Source organism: Streptococcus suis (assembly GCF_046032535.1).
Classification (GTDB): domain Bacteria; phylum Bacillota; class Bacilli; order Lactobacillales; family Streptococcaceae; genus Streptococcus; species Streptococcus suis_AK.
In genome coordinates this window covers 1-18,127 of sequence record NZ_JARQPL010000039.1, presented here as the reverse complement: position 1 = coordinate 18,127, position 18,127 = coordinate 1, and the positions used below count along the sequence as shown (strand labels likewise).

Below are 18,127 nucleotides of genomic sequence, written 5' to 3'. Positions count from 1 at the left end.
CAGCATTAAAACAGCCATTTTTCTCTAAAAACAGTAAAAAAGACAAACACCAAAACGATGTTTGTCTGCAATCTGAAACGGGATTAAAAGTCCCGTTTTTTTGCTGTCTTCTATTTTTTACCCAATTTTCTCGTCTTTTTGAGGGCGGCGGCGACTGCCTTGATGATGGCGTAACGGAAGCCTTCTTTTTCAAGAGCCACAACGCCTGCGATAGTCGAGCCGCCTGGCGAGGTCACTTCCTGTCTCAGCTGGGCTGGGTGCTTGTCGCTGGTTAATACCATCTGAGCAGTTCCAGCCAAGGTCTGAGCCGCCAGGACCTTAGCATCTTGAGCCGTCAGCCCGTTCTGCACACCGGCATCTGTCAGGGCCTCAATCATCTGATAGACGAAGGCAGGGCCGCAGCCTGCGATAGCCGTCGCTGCGTCAATCAGGCTCTCTGGCACTTGCTGAACCTTGCCTGACTTTTCTAGGATTTGTTCCAATAGCGGAGCGAGCTTTGGATTGACCAAGCTATAGGTTGTCATGCCCTGGCCGATAGCGACAGGTGTGTTAGGCATGATACGAATGAGTTTATCTGCCGATACAAATTCTGCCAGGCTATCAAGGGGCACTCCCGCTGCCATGGAAATCCAGATAGCTGACGGATTCTGGCTAATCTGGTCCTGTAAGGTTGACAAAACGGACTCAATCAGGTGAGGCTTGACCCCAAGGAAAATGACCTCGGCCTGCTCTGCTATTTCCCCATTAGAAAAAAGTTGACCGCCCACCTTCTCTTGAAGTGCCTGGGCTTTTGCTGGGTTGTGGTTGCTGAGTAGAAGCTGGGTATCTGGCTGCTGGCTGACCGCTTGGGCCAGGGCCGCTCCCATGTTGCCCAGTCCAATAAATCCAATCTTCATCTTGTCCTCCTAACGAATGTGGCCGTCGCCTGTGATGATGTACTTGTAGGTGGTCATCTCCCGCAGGCCCATAGGACCACGGGCGTGCATCTTCTGGGTGGAAATGCCCAACTCGCAGCCCAGACCGAACTCGCCACCGTCTGTGAAGCGGGTCGAGGCATTGACATAGACTGCTGCCGAGTCCACATGGAGCGTGAAAAGATCTGCCGTCTGGCTGTTTTCTGTCACGATGGCCTCGCTATGCCCTGTCGAGTGTTGAGCAATGTGGCTGATAGCCTCTTCTACACTTGAAACGACTTTGACTGCCAAGATATAGTCCAGAAATTCCGTGTCAAAATCTTGGTCGCCTGCTGGTGTGGATTGGTTTAGAATAGCCTGGGCCTGACTGTCGGCACGTAATTCCACCTGACCAGAAAGAGCTTCTTCCAAGCGAGGTAGGAATTGGCTGGCAATAGCTTCGTGAACTAGCAAGACTTCCGCCGCATTACAGACTGAGGGACGACTGGTTTTGGCGTTGACCACAATTTGTAAAGCCTTGTCCAAGTCCGCATCCTTGTCCACATAGACATGGCAGATGCCTGTGCCTGTTTCGATAACTGGCACAGTCGCATTTTCAACGACGGCTTGAATAAGCCCTGCACCACCACGTGGCACCAAGAGGTCAATCTTGCCTTTGGCAGTCATCAATTCCGTCGCAGAGGCACGGCTGGTGTCTTGAACCAACTCAATGACCTTTGGAGAAAGACCCGCCTCTTCCAAACCAGCCTTGAGGGCTGTGACAATGGCCTGAGCCGAGTGAAAAGCTTCCTTACCACCACGCAAGATGACTGCGTTTCCGCTCTTGATTGCAAGGGCAGCGGCATCCGAGGTCACATTGGGACGGCTTTCGTAAATCATTCCCACCAAGCCAAAGGGAATGGACTTCTTGCGAATGTTCAAGCCGTCTGCCCGAGTGGATTCTTCTAAGGTCAAACCAACTGGATCTGGCAAGTCAATCAAGGTACGAATGCCGTCTGCCATCGCTTCAATCCGCTCCGCTGTTAGGAGCAATCTATCTTGCATGACCTGGCTAATCTTGCCTTGGGCATTCTCCATATCAATGGCATTGCCAGCTAAAATCTCCTCATTCTGAGCAACCAACTGGTCTGCCATAGCCGACAAGGCTTGATTTTTTTGTTCGGTTGTTGCAAGGTTGATAGAAGCCTTGTGGGCCAATAAACTATCTAATAATGCTTGTGTTGTTATCATAAATTTCTCCTATTTAGTCTTTCAGTTTGCTCGTTCGTCAACATAATCAAGACAAACTGAATAACTATAAGCTCACCCAATCGTTGCGGTGAATAAACACGCCTTCTGCTCTGCCATTTGCCAACTGGTTCTGCAAGTCTTTAGAGGACAGTTTGACCCGTCCTTTACCAATCAAACGATGGTCTGCTTGGCTATAAACCTCTACGACCTGGCCCACTTCAAAGTCTCCTTCAAGGGCTTTGACACCAGCAGCTAACAAACTGCGGCCTTGGTGCAGCATGGCGTCAACCGCACCAGCATCCACTTCAACTGCTGCATCTATCCGAGCGTAAAAAGCCATCCACTGCTTGCGTTGGTTCATGGCGTGGTCGTCAGCTAAAAAGAGGGTGCCACGGTTGGCTTGGGTGACGGCTTGTAAAAGGGCCGTATCCTCTTTTGAAGAGCAGATAAAGACTGGTACGCCTGACTTGGTCGCAATCTGTGCCGCCTGCAATTTTGTCGTCATGCCACCTGTTCCGTTGGACGAACCAGCTCCTGCCGCCATAGCAAATAAGTCTTCCGTAATTTCCTTGATCTCCGGCAAATGCTGGGCAGTCGGATCGCTGTTAGGATTGGCAGTGTAAAGTCCGTCCACATCCGTCAAAAGCACCAAGAGGTCTGCTTTCAAGAGAGAAGCCACCTGAGCAGATAAAGTATCGTTATCCCCTACCTTAATCTCTTCAATGGCAATGGTATCATTTTCGTTGATAATAGGAATAGCACGTTGTTTCAGCAAGACCTGCAAGGCTTGAGAGGCATTCTGATAGCGTCTAGCATCCGCAAAATCATCCTGGGTCAGCAAAATCTGAGCCGACACAATGCTATCCTTCATTAGATTTTGCGTGTATTCCTCAATCAGCAAACCTTGTCCAACAGCCGCAGAAGCCTGCTTCTCCGCAATCTTGGTCGGTCGCTTGTCAAATCCCAATCTCCGAAAACCAGCAGCAATCGAGCCCGACGTCACCAGCACAATCTGGTAGCCCTTCTGATGCAACTGAGCCAGCTGATTGGTAATTCGAGCGATTTTGATACGGTCCAAACTCCCATTTTCTTGCGTCAGAGAACTTGTCCCAACCTTAAATACAATCGTTTTTTCTGTCATAATCTCTTCTCACAAAAACTAATATTTGGAAAATTATACCATATTTTAATCATAAAGAAAATCACTGTTATTCGGCAAGGAGAGAGGGAATATGAGTAGCATTAAAAAACGCTGGAAACAAAAGGAAGCCTTGTGGCTCCCTTTCAACTTATTCAAAAAAATCTTGAATAGCTCCTTCTATTTCTTTCGCATCCACACTTAACATTGAATAATCTTTCTCAAAGAAGGACAGAATTTGCTGTCCATAGCGTTTGGTGTGAACACGCGGGTCCAAAACCAAGACTAGTGAATCTTGTTTGTCATGGCGATTGGTACGACCGATGGCTTGTTTGAGCTTAATCATCATCATAGGCAGGCTGTAATCATAAAATGGATTTTTCCCTTCTTCACGCAGATGGTGATTGATTTTTTGCACAAACCGGTCCTTGGGATTGTCAAATGGGAGCCTTGTAATAACCTGAATCAATTGGTCCTGACTGGCAAAGTCAACGCCCTCCCAGAATACCCCTGTTCCCAGTAAAATCTGGCTTTCCCCTCGTTCAAATTTTCGTTTGAGGGTCATTTCCTGTCCATGCTTGTGCTGGGCTAGGTGGGGAATATTACTGCCTTCTAACAAATCCGACACCTGCAAGAGCAGAGAAATCGATGTGAACAAGACCAAAATCGGTCGTCCCAGCTCTGCTATTTCTCCTAAAGTAGTAGCCAAATAAGCTGCATGCTCCTCCTTGGTCCAAGCGAGGATGTCGGGGAGATGGGTCGGAAAAAGTAGCTGCTGGTTAGGCACTGCTTGTGTGGGAAGCAAGTCCATGGTGACCTGCTCAAAGCCCAGTAGATCGGCCAGACTGACCTTTTTGCTGATGGTCAAGGTGGCGCTGATGCAGAAAATCTTAGTATCTGGCAGGTAACTAGCCACATTTAAGAGGCTGTCCTTGGAGCCCCGCAAATAAGCAAGCCGCTTGTCCTCAAGATACTTTTCCTCCAGCCAAAAATGGTCGTAGACATCAAGGAGTTGGTCCAGGTCTTGTAGGTCAACATCTTGTAACTCAGCCAGATTCTGCTTGACTTGACCCAGTTCGTCTTTTGAAACTTCTCGCTGCCCATGCTGGCGAAAACGGGTCAAGAGGTGGTTAAGTTCAAACTGGCAGGATTCGTAGAGCCGTTGGTCTAATAGACTATCTGACTTATCTTTTTTGCTCTGCAATACTTGCAAAAGAGCTGTTATATCCTGAGAATCCGTCGCTAGATTTTCAGCAGCCAAGAGAAACTTTTGTGCTTCATCAATCACCACCAGACGCTTATCCATGAGAGGATCTTGATCCTTAAGATGGTTGAGAAAATAAGCGTGGTTGGTAATGAGCAGTCTACTAGAGAGAGCTTGTTGGTTCAATCGTTGCCAAAAATCCCAGCCCCAGAAGAGACTTTCTGGTTCCAATTTCCCATCGTGGGCAAGCTCATCAAAGTAAGCTTGGTAGCGTTGTTTTTGTTTAAGCTCATCCAAATCACCTGTCGTGGTTTCGCATAACCAGACAAGCACCTGCATTTTGAATTGATTGACTAGGCGATTATCATCCTGCCTCTGCAGGGTTTTCCAGTAGTTGTCTAACTTGATAAAATGCTTGGGTGATTTTAGAGAGACTACGGGGATACGAAATATCTCTTTAAGCTTGCTCCCCTCTTTTTCCATAATCTGCTCTTGAAGGAGCTTGGTCGGCACCGTCACCAAGAGAGGCTGGTCTGACTTAGCAAGTAAAGGCAAGAGATAACCGTAAGTCTTGCCCAAGCCTGCCTGAGCCTGTATAAAATGTACTTGTTCTACATCAGCCAGTCGTTTTTCAACCACTTGAGCAAAGGCCATTTGTTTTTTGCGTTCGTGCAGACCGAGTAGGGCAAGATTGGTCACAAAATCTTCTGATAAATGGTAGGCTGGTTGGTCTTTTTCTGGCTTTTTCAAGACCAAGCCATGAATACTTTCTAGACTGGTCGATATCGTTTCTGATAGAACAGGAACCATTTCATCAATGACCAGGCGGGATTCGAAGAGTAGATTGTCCGCCAAATCAAGAATCTTTTCAACAATAGATTGAGGTAAGCTCTTAATTTTCTCTTGAATTTTGATGAGCAAGCGCGCCGTAGCCATGGCATCCGAGATAGCTGTATGCGCCTGGTCCAAGCCCAAGTCCAAATGCTCTGCAAGATTTCCCAGACTATATTTTTCAAAAGTCGGGAAAAATAGCTGGGATAATTCCACAGTATCCACGCGCGGAGTCAGCAATTCAAAGCCTTCAAAAAAGAGGGCCTCCGCCAAGAGATTGGCATCAAATTTGACATTATGGGCTACAAAAATAGCATCTCCAATCATGTCATAAATGCTACTTGCTACCTGACCAAAATCTGGAGCCTGATTTAGCTGTTGGTCTGTGATACCTGTCAGATTCTTGATATGGTCATCCAGTAGCTCATAGGGATTGATGTCCGTTGCGTAACTGTCAATGATTTCTCCGTTTTCAACCAGAACAATCCCGATTTGAATGATTTTTGCATCGGCTCCTGTACCAGTTGCTTCCAAATCCACAACGGCATACCGATTGCTTGTTCTTGTGTCTTTCATACTGTTCATTATAGCATATTCCCTCTCATGGAAAAAGCTCCAAACAAATTCCATGAAGTCGTTGGAATTTTTTGTTAGACTACTAATATAAAAACTGTTTCTGTGAGGAGAAATGCCATGCTTATTCATAAATCTGTCAACCCTGTCGCTTTTCAAAATACCTACTACCTTGAAAATGATACCCATCTGATTATCATTGACCCTGGGAGTGACTGGACAAAAATTCAAGCAACTATCGAAAAAATCGGAAAACCAATTTCGGCTATTCTCCTGACTCACACTCACTATGACCATATTATGAGTTTGGACATCCTGCGTGAAAGCTACGATTTTCCACCTGTCTATGTGGCTGAAAGTGAAGCCAGCTGGCTCTACACACCAGAGATGAATCTGTCAGGTCTACCTCGTCATGATGATATGGAAAATGTGGTCTGCCGACCTGCTGAAAACATCTTCCAATACCAAGAAGACTATCAGTTTGACGGTTTTCATTTCAAGGTTGTACCGACGCCAGGTCATTCTATCGGTGGCGTATCCTTTATCTTTCCAGTAGCCGAAGCCGTTATCACTGGAGACGCACTTTTCCGTGAAACTGTGGGACGCACAGACCTGCCAACCAGCAACTTTGATGACCTAATTACTGGTATCAGAGAACATATCTTTACCCTGCCAAACCACTATACTGTCCATCCAGGTCATGGTCAAAATACCAGCGTTGGACATGAGAAAAATTTTAATCCATTTTTTAGATGACAAGAAAACCTGTCTAGTTCAATGAAATCTAGACAGGTTTTTATATAATTGGAAATAGTCATAAATCATTCTGCATTCTCAACATACATTTTGGAATAGGTGAGCCCATCATAGATTGCTACCTTTCCTTTACCAAATAACTATTCTCTCTTCGGGTGCCCTATACATGGGGTCTTCATTTTGAATAGTGTAGACTACATAAAAATCATCTATTTGCTGTAATTGGAGATTGACCCGAAATTCCTCAGGAGAATGTGTGTCTACCTGAAGTTGATAAAGGCCATAATCAACCGCAACCATTTCTCGACGGCTACGGGCATAGTGCTCAAAAAATTCTTTTAGATTTGCTGACGGTTCTTCTTTTTTGAGCGTAGCCAAGGCAATCTGTATTCCTCCCAAATCCGCAAGATTTTCAGATAGAGTCAGTTGCCCATTTATTCTACCACCATAAACTTCCAGACCATCAAACAAGTCTACTAGGGCTTGATTTTTTTCTTCAAACGCTAGTCTATCTCGCTCTATCCACCAGTCTTTTAGACTACCAGTCTCATCAAAATTTGCTCCTGTGGCATCAAAGGCATGAACAAACTCATGAGCGATAATTTTGCCAATCCCGCCATAATTCTCGGCTACAGATTGATTTTTGTCATAATAGGGAGCTTGTAAAATAGCCGTCGGAATATAAATAGCATTCTGACTAGGAGCATAGGCGGCTGTTACTTCACTTGCCGATACATTGCTAGCCCAAGTTTGTCTATCTATTGGCTGACTATAACGCTCGAAAACACCTGTTCTAGCTTGAATCGTAATAGCCAAAACATTTTCAATATAAGACAAGTCTTCACGCACCTTTAATGACTTGGTCCAGTCGCTCAACTCCCTTGGATAGCCGATATGATAAGTGATATTTTCTAATTTTTTAATTGCGGCTTGCTTGGTGGCTTGACTGAGCCATTTATTGGCTAGAATCCTTTCTTGATAAGTCCTAGAGATTGCCTCAGCCATTTCCTGAATGGCAAGTAAGTCCGTTTCATCGGCATAGTTATGACCATAATAAACACCCAAACTTTCCTTGAACATTCCAGTCACATCCAGATAAGTCGTGTAATCATTCGGATAGGAGGCTGAAAGTCCTTGGACTTCTGCATGAAATCTCCCTGCTGTCTGCATGATTTCCCCAGTCAAATAGGGGGCTAGTTTCATTGCTTGACTAACCAAAGCCCATGATCGATATTCTGAGAAATTTTCTTCCTTGACAATTTGGGATAATTGTTCAAAGTAGCTTGGAGTAGAAACATAAACTTCCTTCGGTTCCAAGCCCACCAGTCCTACTAATTGTTCTCCAATTGATAAAGTTGGAGAGTAGTTTTTGACCTCTGAGAATGTTCTAAGTTCTTCTGCGTTCACAGGTCCCCAATCACTATACACATTCTCACTAGCTGGTAGAGTGCCAACGAGTCGATTGTCAAAAGTAATGGCTCCTTCAACCAAAGCAATGGCCTCCTGGTCTGAGTAGCCACATTTTTCCAAAATATGTCTCGCAGATATACGGTATGAATCCATGAGTTTCTCACGAACAGTCCTGTCTTCATAGTAGGACATATCTGGTAGAATCGTCTGAGGTGGTAGTAAGATCAGCATTCTTTCAGATGTGTTTCGTGGATTGGCAATCACATCAAGACCATAGGGCAATGGATAGTCCTTACGAATCCAATCTTGACTAAGCGATTTCAGCTCGGAAAACGAAGTAATTCCCATCATTTCATCCAGTATCATGCTAGCTACTCTGACACCATCTTCTTCCCTTTTGGTAAAATCAAGACCTTGCTGATACAACTTGATAAATTCTACTAAATCCTCAGACTGAGGCTCTAGCTGACCAGCTACCATTTTGTCAAAATCCGATTTTAATTGCTCATCGACTTCCATTTGTAATCTTGTAAACTCATTGTAGAAAGCTGTGCCACTTGATAACCAGCCACCATTTAACCAGTCCCTATTTATAGCTTGATAAAAATTAGTTTGGATAGTCGGTTCTGCTTTTTCAACTTGTGTTTGGTCATCTCCTATTTTCTGACCACCACAGGCAGCTAAGAGACAGACTAAACCAAGTAAAACCAATCTCAGTAGACCTTGTTTTATCACGCGTCACTCCCTCACTTGTTTTCTACAAACTATTTCGACAGGCAAAGAAGCAGAAAATAATTACTCCTCCGCATCTTGCTCTTTCTTCAGCTCCCCAATCGTCTCAAAACTTGCTCGGCTATCAGCTGCCAGAGCCTCCTGTTCGTAGGCATTGATAATCTGGGCAACGACTGGGTGACGAACCACATCCTTGGCTGAAAAATGCACGAAATCAATCTGCGGAATGTTGCTCAACTTCTCCGTCGCATCAATCAAACCTGACTTAACCTTGCGTGGCAGGTCAATCTGGCTAATGTCCCCATTGACAATCATCTTGGAATTAAAGCCCAGACGAGTCAGGAACATCTTCATCTGCATAATGGTGGTATTCTGTGCCTCATCTAAGATGACAAAGGCATCTTCCAAGGTCCGACCACGCATATAGGCCAGCGGTGCAATCTCGATGATCTCCCGCTCCATTAGGCGCGTGGTCTGCTCCTTGCCCAAAATCTGATAGAGGGCATCATAGACAGGACGCAAATAGGGGTCTACTTTTTCTTTTAGGTCCCCTGGCAAAAAGCCTAAACTTTCGCCCGCCTCGACCGCAGGACGGGTTAGGACAATCCGCTTGACCTGTCCCCGCTTGAGGGCTGTTACAGCTAGAGTAACCGCCAAGAAGGTCTTACCAGTACCAGCTGGTCCAATTCCAAACACGATGTCATGACGCTTTACGCTGTCCACGTAGAGTTTTTGTCCAAGGGTCTTTACGCGAATGGGTTTGCCGTAGTTGTCCTTGATAATTTCTTCTTCGTAGAGGGCAACGAATTTCTCAATCTCATCATTTTTGACCATAGAAATAGCCGTGACCACATCAGGCGTATTGATGATCAAGCCCCGATTGACCAAAACCAATAGGGACTGGATAACCAAACGAGCCTGTTCGACATGCTCTTCTTGCCCAATCACTTGAACTTTTTCCGTCCGTGCATGAATAACCACACCTAGTTCCTGTTCCATCAATCTCAGATGGCGTTCATTGGACCCAAAAAGGCTAAATAGATCATCTGGATGTTTTAAGTGAATATCAATCGAATGTTCTAGCAAGAAACTTCTCCTTTGGTAGTTTTTCTATTATTATACCAAAATTTTCCACCAACTGAATTTTCGAGGTAAAAAGAAAAACAGTGAATATGGCGAACATTCACTGTTTTAGAAAGACCAAACTTGAATTTTCTATGTGGGGTGTAGAATAATTAAGAAAGGAAGGGAAGTTTGGTTTCCTGTTGTATCACCGTTTTCTCAGATACTGTACTGAAATCATCAAGTTATTCCAGTAGCAAGAATCCAAACGGCTTATCAGGACAAATCCTATCCTGAATATATATTATACCCCCCCCGAAAAAATGCAAGTATTTTAGGAATCCTTATTATCTTTTCTGGTTTTCTAGACCGTACCCCTACAGAAAATCCTTTAAGAAGCTGGCAAGAAAATACTTTCCCTAAATTCTTGACTTGCTTCATGAAAGGCTTTATAAAGGACTTCCTTAAGTTGCTGACGCTTAAAGCTGGTTCCTGGATTGGCCACATCTGCCTTAATAGCTGCTCTCATCAGGTCTTGGATGGCTTGACCATTTTGCAGGTCATACTGTCTGCCGTTCCAGTGTATCTGGATCGGTTTCATGGCATTTTTCTGGCTCAGGCTGGTCTGATAGCGGGCCTTCTTGAAGCTAGCATAATCTTGATAGTCAGGCATAATCTTTTCCCAGATATAGCTATCTGTCAAAGCTCTGCCATTGGCCTGAGCCTCCTGAGCCAATTTGTTGCTGACATATGGCAGGAATCCTTGATCCCAACCTTTTTCGGCCAAAAGTTCCAGGGCTGTTCGGCGGAACTGAAGTCCTCCAACCGTACCTTGATTGTTGAGCAAGCCGGCATAAATTGGGTAGTAGAGAGGTACAAAATAGTAATTCTCATCGTTGTCTCTGAGATAGATACCGACATTGTTGATGGTATTGGCCAACTGGAGATTGTGGGTAACCAGATCTTCCACCTTGGTCAGCTGGATGTTCTGCCACTCTTCCTGGCTTAGATTCCTAATCTTGTCATGGGCATCGCGATAGGTCTGTCCATTTTTAGAGTAAGCTGTTCCAAGCTCTAGTTCGATCCTACGCAAGAGAGTCTGCTGCTGAGCTTTTGGTAGCTTCAGAAGTTCTTCTGCTTCCAGAGCATCCAGGAAGTAGGTAGTGTCAAAGGAGCCCTTGAGGTAGTCTTTCAAGTCTTCCTTACTGGTCAGACGGCTTGGGCTAGAGTTGTGACTGGCACGGCTATCCAATTCCTCTGTCAGATTGAAACCGTAATAGTAGGCATTGGAAGAAGCGATAGACTGCAAGAGACCCATAGCATAGGATTCTGACTCTTGACCCTGCCGTCTTCCTGCGAGATTCAGGATTTGGTCTTCGAGAATGTGGGTCATCTCATGGGTGAAGGTTGAATTTCCCGTAGGAGTTAGCAGGTCCGCATTGCCATAGATGATGTACTTCTTGAACTCAAAGTCTGCTGCCCCTGACTTGTTAAAGGTGCCGTAGTAAAGTTCTGTCGGTCCGAAGAAATCATCAATTGGTCGGTAGGAATCGCCAAATTCCGCTGCCCAACGACGACGATCATTTGTCTCAGCTAACGGTTTACCACTCGCATCCTTGATATTGTAGCCCTCACGGACGGTAATCAACTTGGATTCGATAGACTGGCGGGCTTCTGGAGAGACTAGGGACTTGATGAAGTCCATGTAGTTGTTCCAAATGCGAGCGTGTTTTGGAATAGCTTGTTCTTGGATTTCTTTAACTTTAGCCTTGTAAGCAGTTGGTTGCGTCTGCTGCAACTGGTGGTCGACATAGCGACCATAGCTGCCAAAGACCAGGACATTTGCCAGGGAAACTAGGTAAACCTGGTCTTCCTCCGGTAGATTGAGCAGTGGCAAGACATAGCGGTGGTAGTCGCTATGGCCTTTCAACTGGTCGTAAACCTGCACAGGCTGGTCTGGTCGGCTCGCACTTGCCTCCTCATGCATAAAGGCCTTGCTGGACTGCTTGAACCAAGCCGCATCAGTTTGTTCTGGTGAGAAGAGGCGACGGTTTAACTCTAGGTAGTCAAACAGGTTGCTTGGCTGTGCCAACTGTTTCTCAAAAAGACTTTCAAAGGTTTGAGGTGCTCTAAACGGAGCCAAGTCTTTATAGGTTAACTCGCCCACCTGCTTCAACCAATCCAAGGTAGACAGGTTTTGTCCATAGAAGTTTGGATGGTAGGTCGCCAGATTGCGTGTATTGAGCCTGTCGTAGTCGATAGCATAGTAGCGTGCCAAGTAAGTCAAGGCTAGCCAGATGGACTCCTTGTGCTTTTCGATTTCCTCTTGGATGTAGCCTTCAATAGCAGCGGAAGGCTGACCAGTCACCCATTGACTAGCAATCAGAGACCGGAGTTCCTTCTCTAGCTGGTCTTTCAACTGCTGCTGGCTATGCTTGAGGTAGAGTTGTTTCATGGAAATGACCAGATTTGGATTGCCTCGGGTAAAGCGGAGCTCCTGTAGGTAATCGTCCATTCTAGTCTTCTGGGCATAGGCCTCCGACTCAACATCCAGACTTTCAAAAGAGCTACGCAAAGTCGAGAGTATGGAAGAACTTGTAGCACCAGTCACCCATTGATATGGGGTGAAGAGCAAGTTTTCTCCAAACTGGTATTCCAAGACGCCTGTTTGATCAAAGGCTCCTTGATAGGTCAGGTCAAATAGCTGAACATCCTGGTCTGTGAAATGCACCAAGAGTTTGTTAACCTGATCAGGTCGGTCAGAAAAGTCTGATACCACCTCCCTATCTTTGAGAGCCAGGATGGACTGAATGCTCTTGGTCGCAAATAAGGAATCATCTGCCAGCTGGTTGCCCAATCTGACAATGGTATGACGGTCATAGAAAGGCAGTAACTTGGACATATTTTCATAGGCAATCTTCCGATCTTCCCGACCATTTCGTAGAAGGTGGTAATCAGGCTGTGATGACGGAGCCAAATTCTCAGCACTTCCTGCTGACTGAGGCGGATTAACAAGTAGATCCAGACCTCGTTCTCTGAGGAACTGCTGGATTTCCTCTGTTGATTTCCAGCTAATTTGTAGATTATCTCCCGTCCTACCTGTCGCTTGACCTTCCTGAAGGTTGAGTTGGAAAGGAAGGATGGTCCGTAAACCAGAATAGAAGCCCTCTTCTGGCAAGGCTAGGGCAGAAGCAAGGTTAGAAACGGTGACGCCGTATCCTCCCGTACCAATTCCTGCAAGTGTACCGCCTGAAGTCGTTTTCTCAACCTGCCCTTCCACAAAGACGGAATCGATAGTGGAAAGCAGAGCATAACCTACAACTGCTCCCAGTTGATCTTGCATGGACAGTCGTGGAGTGAAGGTCGAGGTCAGATTGACATAGGCCTTGCGCAAGGCACTACCTGACATCAATTTACCAATCAAACCACCAGAAGTAATCTGATTTCCCGTTCGGTGTTCACTCAGTACTAGTTCTCCCTTGAAGGAAACCGACTCAAACTGACTGGCATTGGCGTTATAGACAAGTCCTGCTGCTCCTGCATAGGATTGTACTCGGCCAGTCACATGGACATCACGAATTTGGCTATTGGTTGCGGTAACTGCCAGGGCTGCCGTAGGCCAATCCCCACCCTCCAAGGCTACATTTTCAAGGAGGATATGTTCAATCTGAGCTCCGGTTATATTTTGGAACAGTGGCTTGGTCAGCTGGAGGATACGGAAGGTCTTGCCGTCTAATCCTTCCAAACGGCCACTAAAGTTCTCAACATAGGCACCCGTAGAACTTGGACTGGCTACCAAATCTGCCGCCAATTTAAAGTTGCCTCTCGGATTCTCTCGCATGGCTTCAACAAGCTGGTCAAAGTCCGCATAAGTTCCTTCAGCTAATTGAATTTTAGGAATGCTGAACCGATCCAAGGCTTCTAGCTGGTTGGCATCAGCTCGATTTCTTGCCTGAACTAATTTTGGCAAGCTGATAGATACTTCAAACTGATCTCCTCTATCCTGAATAGACTGGACTTCCCAGAGGAATTCTTTCTGATCACCTGTCTGATAGCGAACAAAGTAGCCTGATAGGTCACTTGGCTCTTGGAAAAGGCCTGTTACCTGCTTCAATTCTCCCTGTTGATTGCGATAGAACAAGTCCCTCTGGCTGACCCTGTTCAATTCAATGGCTTTAGGACTCAGTTCAAATGGTAGAGAGGAAACAACTTCCTCTTCTCGCTCGCCGTCTGGACTTTGATAGCGGAAGGATAGCCGAGCCTGATAGGATGTATAGGCTTGTAAGTCTGATACCTGAATCTGATTTTCAGCTGTAAAATCAGTGGTTTGTTCAATGGTCTTAACAAGTCTGTCTCCATCGTAAATGGCCAATTGGACAGATTCCAGAGTCTTATCTGGGTCGGTCACACGGTAGAAAATAGCTGCACTTCGGGCATTTTCATTTACAACCAGCCCTGCTGGATGAGTGTCCGTACCTAGAACTACACTTGGTTTTTCCAGCGGTTGCGCTGGCTCTTCTACCACTTTTTTACCCACTCGAATCACCTGGTCGATGGCTGGAATTTCTTCGACTTGAACAGGAAGAGTTTCAAGCTGACCTGTCCTTTCATCTAAGCGATAGGAAGTTGTTCGTGTAATGCTACCATCCTGCCCAACTGGACCTGCAACTTCCTCTCCAATTGGTAAATCCATATCGTCTTGACGGATAATTCGGTGCTGAATGTTTTCCCTTACAAGAGTCGCTTTGGTTCCGACTTCAACCTCTGCTGCTCGACCCGGAGTCAACTCGGTTTGGACTTCTTCCTGGGCTGTGCGGTTACCTGTTTGCGGGTCGACCACATAGTTTGTTTGGTAGCGGATACGACGGGCGTGCCCTTGAACGACCTCTTCTCGATAAGGCGGTTCCTTGTCTTCTCTTGCCCTGTAAATAGTTGGAAGACTCTGACTTTCCTCACGGACGGTCGGCTGGGCACCAACTCGGACAATCGTTGCTGCTCCCTCGTCCGTCACTTCACGGACTGGCTCATTGGCCGTGACTTCTCCCGTGCTTGAATTGAGGGTGTAGGTGGTGGTGATGATAGTCAGCTTGTCTCGACCTTCTTGACGGACAGGTTCGCTGGTGATTAGGAGACTGGTGTCAGCTTGGTAGTGAACTGGCAGAGGTTCATGATGGGTTTCAATAGTCGGCTTCGTTCCTTTTCGAATCAAGGGAGCTTCACCTGTTTCACGGATCTGGCCCTGACCTCGATGACTGGTCACAATTCCGGTCTCTTCATCAACAGTATAGGTAATCTGATAAACGGTTACTTTTTCCCTACCACTTGAGACAGGACTCTCTTGACCAACTAGAGCTGTCTCGTCTGCTTCATATCGTGTAGGCAGAGATTCACTGATGACCTCCTCGGTAGACTTGGTTCCCACTCGGATTAGCTTATTCACAGGCGGAGTATACTCGATTCGTTCTCTACCTAGCTCCACTGTTTTTTGTCCTTTGATGGTCCGATAGGTGATGGCAATAACCTCTTGACCCGATTGACCTTCAAACTCTTCTCTCCGTCCAAACTCCAATTCTGGATCAGCCTGATAAATGGTGCTGAAGGCAATTGAACGCGATTCTTCCTCAATCAAACTGCCTTCAATCGGCTTGATGCCCTTGTGGATAATTCTTTCCTGACCTGGCTCTACTTCTTCGCTAATGACTTGACCATTATGAGAAATTCTCCTTCTCAGTCCAGGATATCCGGTCTGCTCTACCCATATATAATCTGTGTATTGGTCAGCGAGCTCAATGATTCTTTCCACAAGTGGAATTTCTTCCTCAACAACCTCTTCCACACGACTGCCACGGTAGGTCACTTCTGATTTGGCTGGTTTGATTTCCTCACTGGTTAAGAGAGTGCGAACACCATTCAAGTCTGCATAGGTAACCAGGGCTAGACCATCCTGACCCGGTTCCACACGGCTAGTACCTTGGGCCATATCGGGATCTTCTAACTCTATTCTATCAAAAGGAATGGCAACTTCTTCACTGATTAAGGTAGCAGACGGAAGACTGTGCTTAAGTGGAGCAACTTCCTTGGAATCCACACGACTGCCACGGTAGGTCACCTCTGATTTGGCTGGTTTGATTTCCTCACTAGTTAAGAGAGTGCGAACACCATTCAAGTCTGCATAGGTAACCAGGGCTAGACCATCCTGACCCGGTTCCACACGGCTAGTACCTTGGGCCATATCGGGATCTTCTGACTCTATTCTATCAAAAGGAATGGCAACTTCTTCACTGACTAAGGTCGCAGACGGGAGACTGTGCGTGAGTGGAGGGACTTCCTTGGAATCCACACGGGTTCCCACATATACCTTACGGCTGATTGGGGAGGTTTCTTGTCGATGAAGTTCATTGCTGGCAATAACTTGACCTGCTACTACCACATCCTGATAGGTAATCTCTAGCAGTCCTTCTCTACCCTCTTCTACCTCAGTCTCACCCTGAGCCAAACGATCTGTTTCAATCCGCTCCTCTGGAATAGACAAGACCTGACGGTCCACTCGCTCTTTCAATTGGAAATCCAAGCGGACTGGCGGTGTGGCTTGTGGACTGTCGCTTGGAATGAGGGTCTCTATTGGAGGTTCAGGAACTTCTTCTTTCTCACGGGTCCCCACATATACCTTACGGCTGATTGGGGAGGTTTCTTGTCGATGAAGTTCGTTGCTGGCAATAACTTGACCTGCTACTATCACATCCTGATAGGTAATCTCTAGCAGTCCTTCTCTACCCTCTTCTACCTCAGTCTCACCCTGAGCCAAACGATCTGTTTCAATCCGCTCCTCTGGAATGGACAAAACCTGACGGTCCACTCGCTCCTTCAATTGGAAATCCAAGCGGACTGGCGGTGTGGCTTGTGGACTGTCGCTTGGAACTTGGCTAACCTCTTCTTGCACAATTGTTGTTTTTGTTCCTCGATAGAGAATTTCTGGTTTGCCAACTACTTCTTGGGTTTCCATTAAGTGACTAGACTGCAATTGGTCGCCCAACCACTTTTCCTCATAACGCTGAATCCGATAGCCAGCCTGACCAGCTTCCAATCGCGTCTCACCAAGTGCTAGATTCGGATCCTCTACATCAAGTCGTTCGATTTCTAGCGGAATCTTTTCCTCACGATATCTGGTAACAAGCTGTAAACCTGTTTCTTCAGTCTGCACTTGTTCTGACACAGGTGCTTTTTCTGGTAATACTGTCTGATTTGAATGAGAGCTATCAAGAATTTGCGGTTGTTTAGTTACTTGTTCAACTGCCTGTTCACTCAAAACCGTTTGATCAACTTTCCCATCTTCTACGATATAACCTACAAAATCATAGGAAGTTAGTTCCAACTTACCATCTGGAAGCAAGTCTCCTGCCTTGACCGTCACCGTTTGATTGAAGTGAGCAAGGGCATGACTCTGGAGGGCATACACTTGTAAGAGCGGCAAGGCAGAACCAGCCATAGTGATATAGAGCAAACTAACTACTCTTGATTTCTTGGAGCCGATAGCCTGAACAGCAATCACCAAAAATCCAGCCGCCAACCAGGCTGCTGCATGGGAAACAACCTCACCCGTCGCTGGTAAAACTTTAGGAGACTGTGGTCGATAAACCAAAAAATAAGTCGCTTCTTTTCGCAAGTCCTTTGGCAATTGCTGGACAATCCTACTCTTCTCCTCAGGACTCAATTCCTCTTCCAAAAGATAGTGAAAACGGATTTCCTGATCGACTGTCGCAATTCGCTCACTGGCTTCTACCTGCAAGCCCGTCAAACTAGACAAGAACAAACCTGTACCAATACAGAGCGAGACCACACCGATGGATAATTTTCGTATGGAAAATATCGAATTTCGGTATTCTTTCATTTCTACAAAATTCCTCCTTTGCAGTTTTTCATTTGCTTTTGATAAAAGGTAACGATTTTTAGGCTATTTCAACCTTCGATGAAAATAGGAAGCGGAAAATCCCAAAGGTAATCTTCAAATTACAACTTCTTACCTGAGAGTAGATAAGCTGAAAATCTCCACTATAACTGACAATCATCGCAATAATAAAAACCAGTCCAAATGATAACCTATCCTTAAAAACTAAATGCACGACTATTATTATATCATAATTGATATCTTTAAAAGGTGTTAAAGTCTAGTATTTTAAAATCACTTTGATAAATCATCCCATTCCCGACTTTATCACTTTATTTTTCCACGATCCGCTTCAATCGCTTGATAGAATTGGATTTTTTAAGTATTTTTTG

The 18,127-nt window shown here is 45.7% G+C and carries 8 protein-coding genes; 1 reads left to right on the top strand and 7 read right to left on the bottom strand.

Annotation, left to right across the window (positions count from 1 at the left end; all coding sequences use genetic code 11):
- Positions 1-110 precede the first annotated feature (110 nt).
- The 4 genes from proC to P7J58_RS09940 all read right to left on the bottom strand — a co-directional run bounded on the left by proC (position 111) and on the right by P7J58_RS09940 (position 5,902).
- Positions 111-896 (bottom strand): pyrroline-5-carboxylate reductase, encoded by a 786-nt coding sequence (gene proC / locus P7J58_RS09955; protein ID WP_408556248.1) that lies wholly within the window; start codon positions 894-896, stop codon positions 111-113.
- Positions 897-905: 9 nt separating this feature from the next.
- Positions 906-2,144, bottom strand: a complete 1,239-nt coding sequence (locus P7J58_RS09950; protein ID WP_408556249.1) for a glutamate-5-semialdehyde dehydrogenase — start codon at positions 2,142-2,144, stop codon at positions 906-908.
- A 64-nt stretch (positions 2,145-2,208) separates the two neighbouring features.
- On the bottom strand, positions 2,209-3,285 hold the full coding sequence (gene proB, locus P7J58_RS09945; RefSeq protein WP_408556250.1) for a glutamate 5-kinase: 1,077 nt from the start codon (positions 3,283-3,285) through the stop codon (positions 2,209-2,211).
- A 148-nt stretch (positions 3,286-3,433) separates the two neighbouring features.
- The gene (locus P7J58_RS09940) at positions 3,434-5,902 is read right to left on the bottom strand and encodes a bifunctional DnaQ family exonuclease/ATP-dependent helicase (RefSeq protein WP_408556251.1); all 2,469 of its coding nucleotides are present in this window, start codon (positions 5,900-5,902) and stop codon (positions 3,434-3,436) included.
- A 108-nt stretch (positions 5,903-6,010) separates the two neighbouring features.
- Here P7J58_RS09940 and P7J58_RS09935 point away from each other — a divergent pair, with 108 nt between their 5' ends.
- On the top strand, positions 6,011-6,646 hold the full coding sequence (locus P7J58_RS09935) for an MBL fold metallo-hydrolase (protein ID WP_029944371.1): 636 nt from the start codon (positions 6,011-6,013) through the stop codon (positions 6,644-6,646).
- A gap of 129 nt (positions 6,647-6,775) precedes the next feature.
- On the opposite strand, the gene P7J58_RS09930 is transcribed toward P7J58_RS09935, so the two are convergent.
- The 3 genes from P7J58_RS09930 to P7J58_RS09920 all read right to left on the bottom strand — a co-directional run bounded on the left by P7J58_RS09930 (position 6,776) and on the right by P7J58_RS09920 (position 17,738).
- A complete protein-coding gene (locus tag P7J58_RS09930; protein WP_408556252.1) occupies positions 6,776-8,791 on the bottom strand; it encodes a M13 family metallopeptidase in 2,016 nt (671 codons plus the stop codon).
- A 60-nt stretch (positions 8,792-8,851) separates the two neighbouring features.
- Positions 8,852-9,874: a PhoH family protein gene (locus P7J58_RS09925; protein ID WP_408556253.1), complete on the bottom strand. Its 1,023-nt coding sequence runs from the start codon at positions 9,872-9,874 to the stop codon at positions 8,852-8,854.
- 367 nt (positions 9,875-10,241) lie between these two features.
- A complete protein-coding gene (locus P7J58_RS09920) occupies positions 10,242-17,738 on the bottom strand; it encodes a ZmpA/ZmpB/ZmpC family metallo-endopeptidase (RefSeq protein ID WP_408556254.1) in 7,497 nt (2,498 codons plus the stop codon).
- Positions 17,739-18,127 lie beyond the last annotated feature (389 nt).

Bases quoted from the DNA above. Each gene is read 5' to 3' on its own strand.
- proC (WP_408556248.1), bottom strand. From the start codon at position 896: ATGAAGATTGGATTTATTGGACTGGGCAACATGGGAGCGGCCCTGGCC.
- P7J58_RS09950 (WP_408556249.1), bottom strand. From the start codon at position 2,144: ATGATAACAACACAAGCATTATTAGATAGTTTATTGGCCCACAAGGCT.
- proB (WP_408556250.1), bottom strand. From the start codon at position 3,285: ATGACAGAAAAAACGATTGTATTTAAGGTTGGGACAAGTTCTCTGACG.
- P7J58_RS09940 (WP_408556251.1), bottom strand. From the start codon at position 5,902: ATGAACAGTATGAAAGACACAAGAACAAGCAATCGGTATGCCGTTGTG.
- P7J58_RS09935 (WP_029944371.1), top strand. From the start codon at position 6,011: ATGCTTATTCATAAATCTGTCAACCCTGTCGCTTTTCAAAATACCTAC.
- P7J58_RS09920 (WP_408556254.1), bottom strand. From the start codon at position 17,738: ATGAAAGAATACCGAAATTCGATATTTTCCATACGAAAATTATCCATC.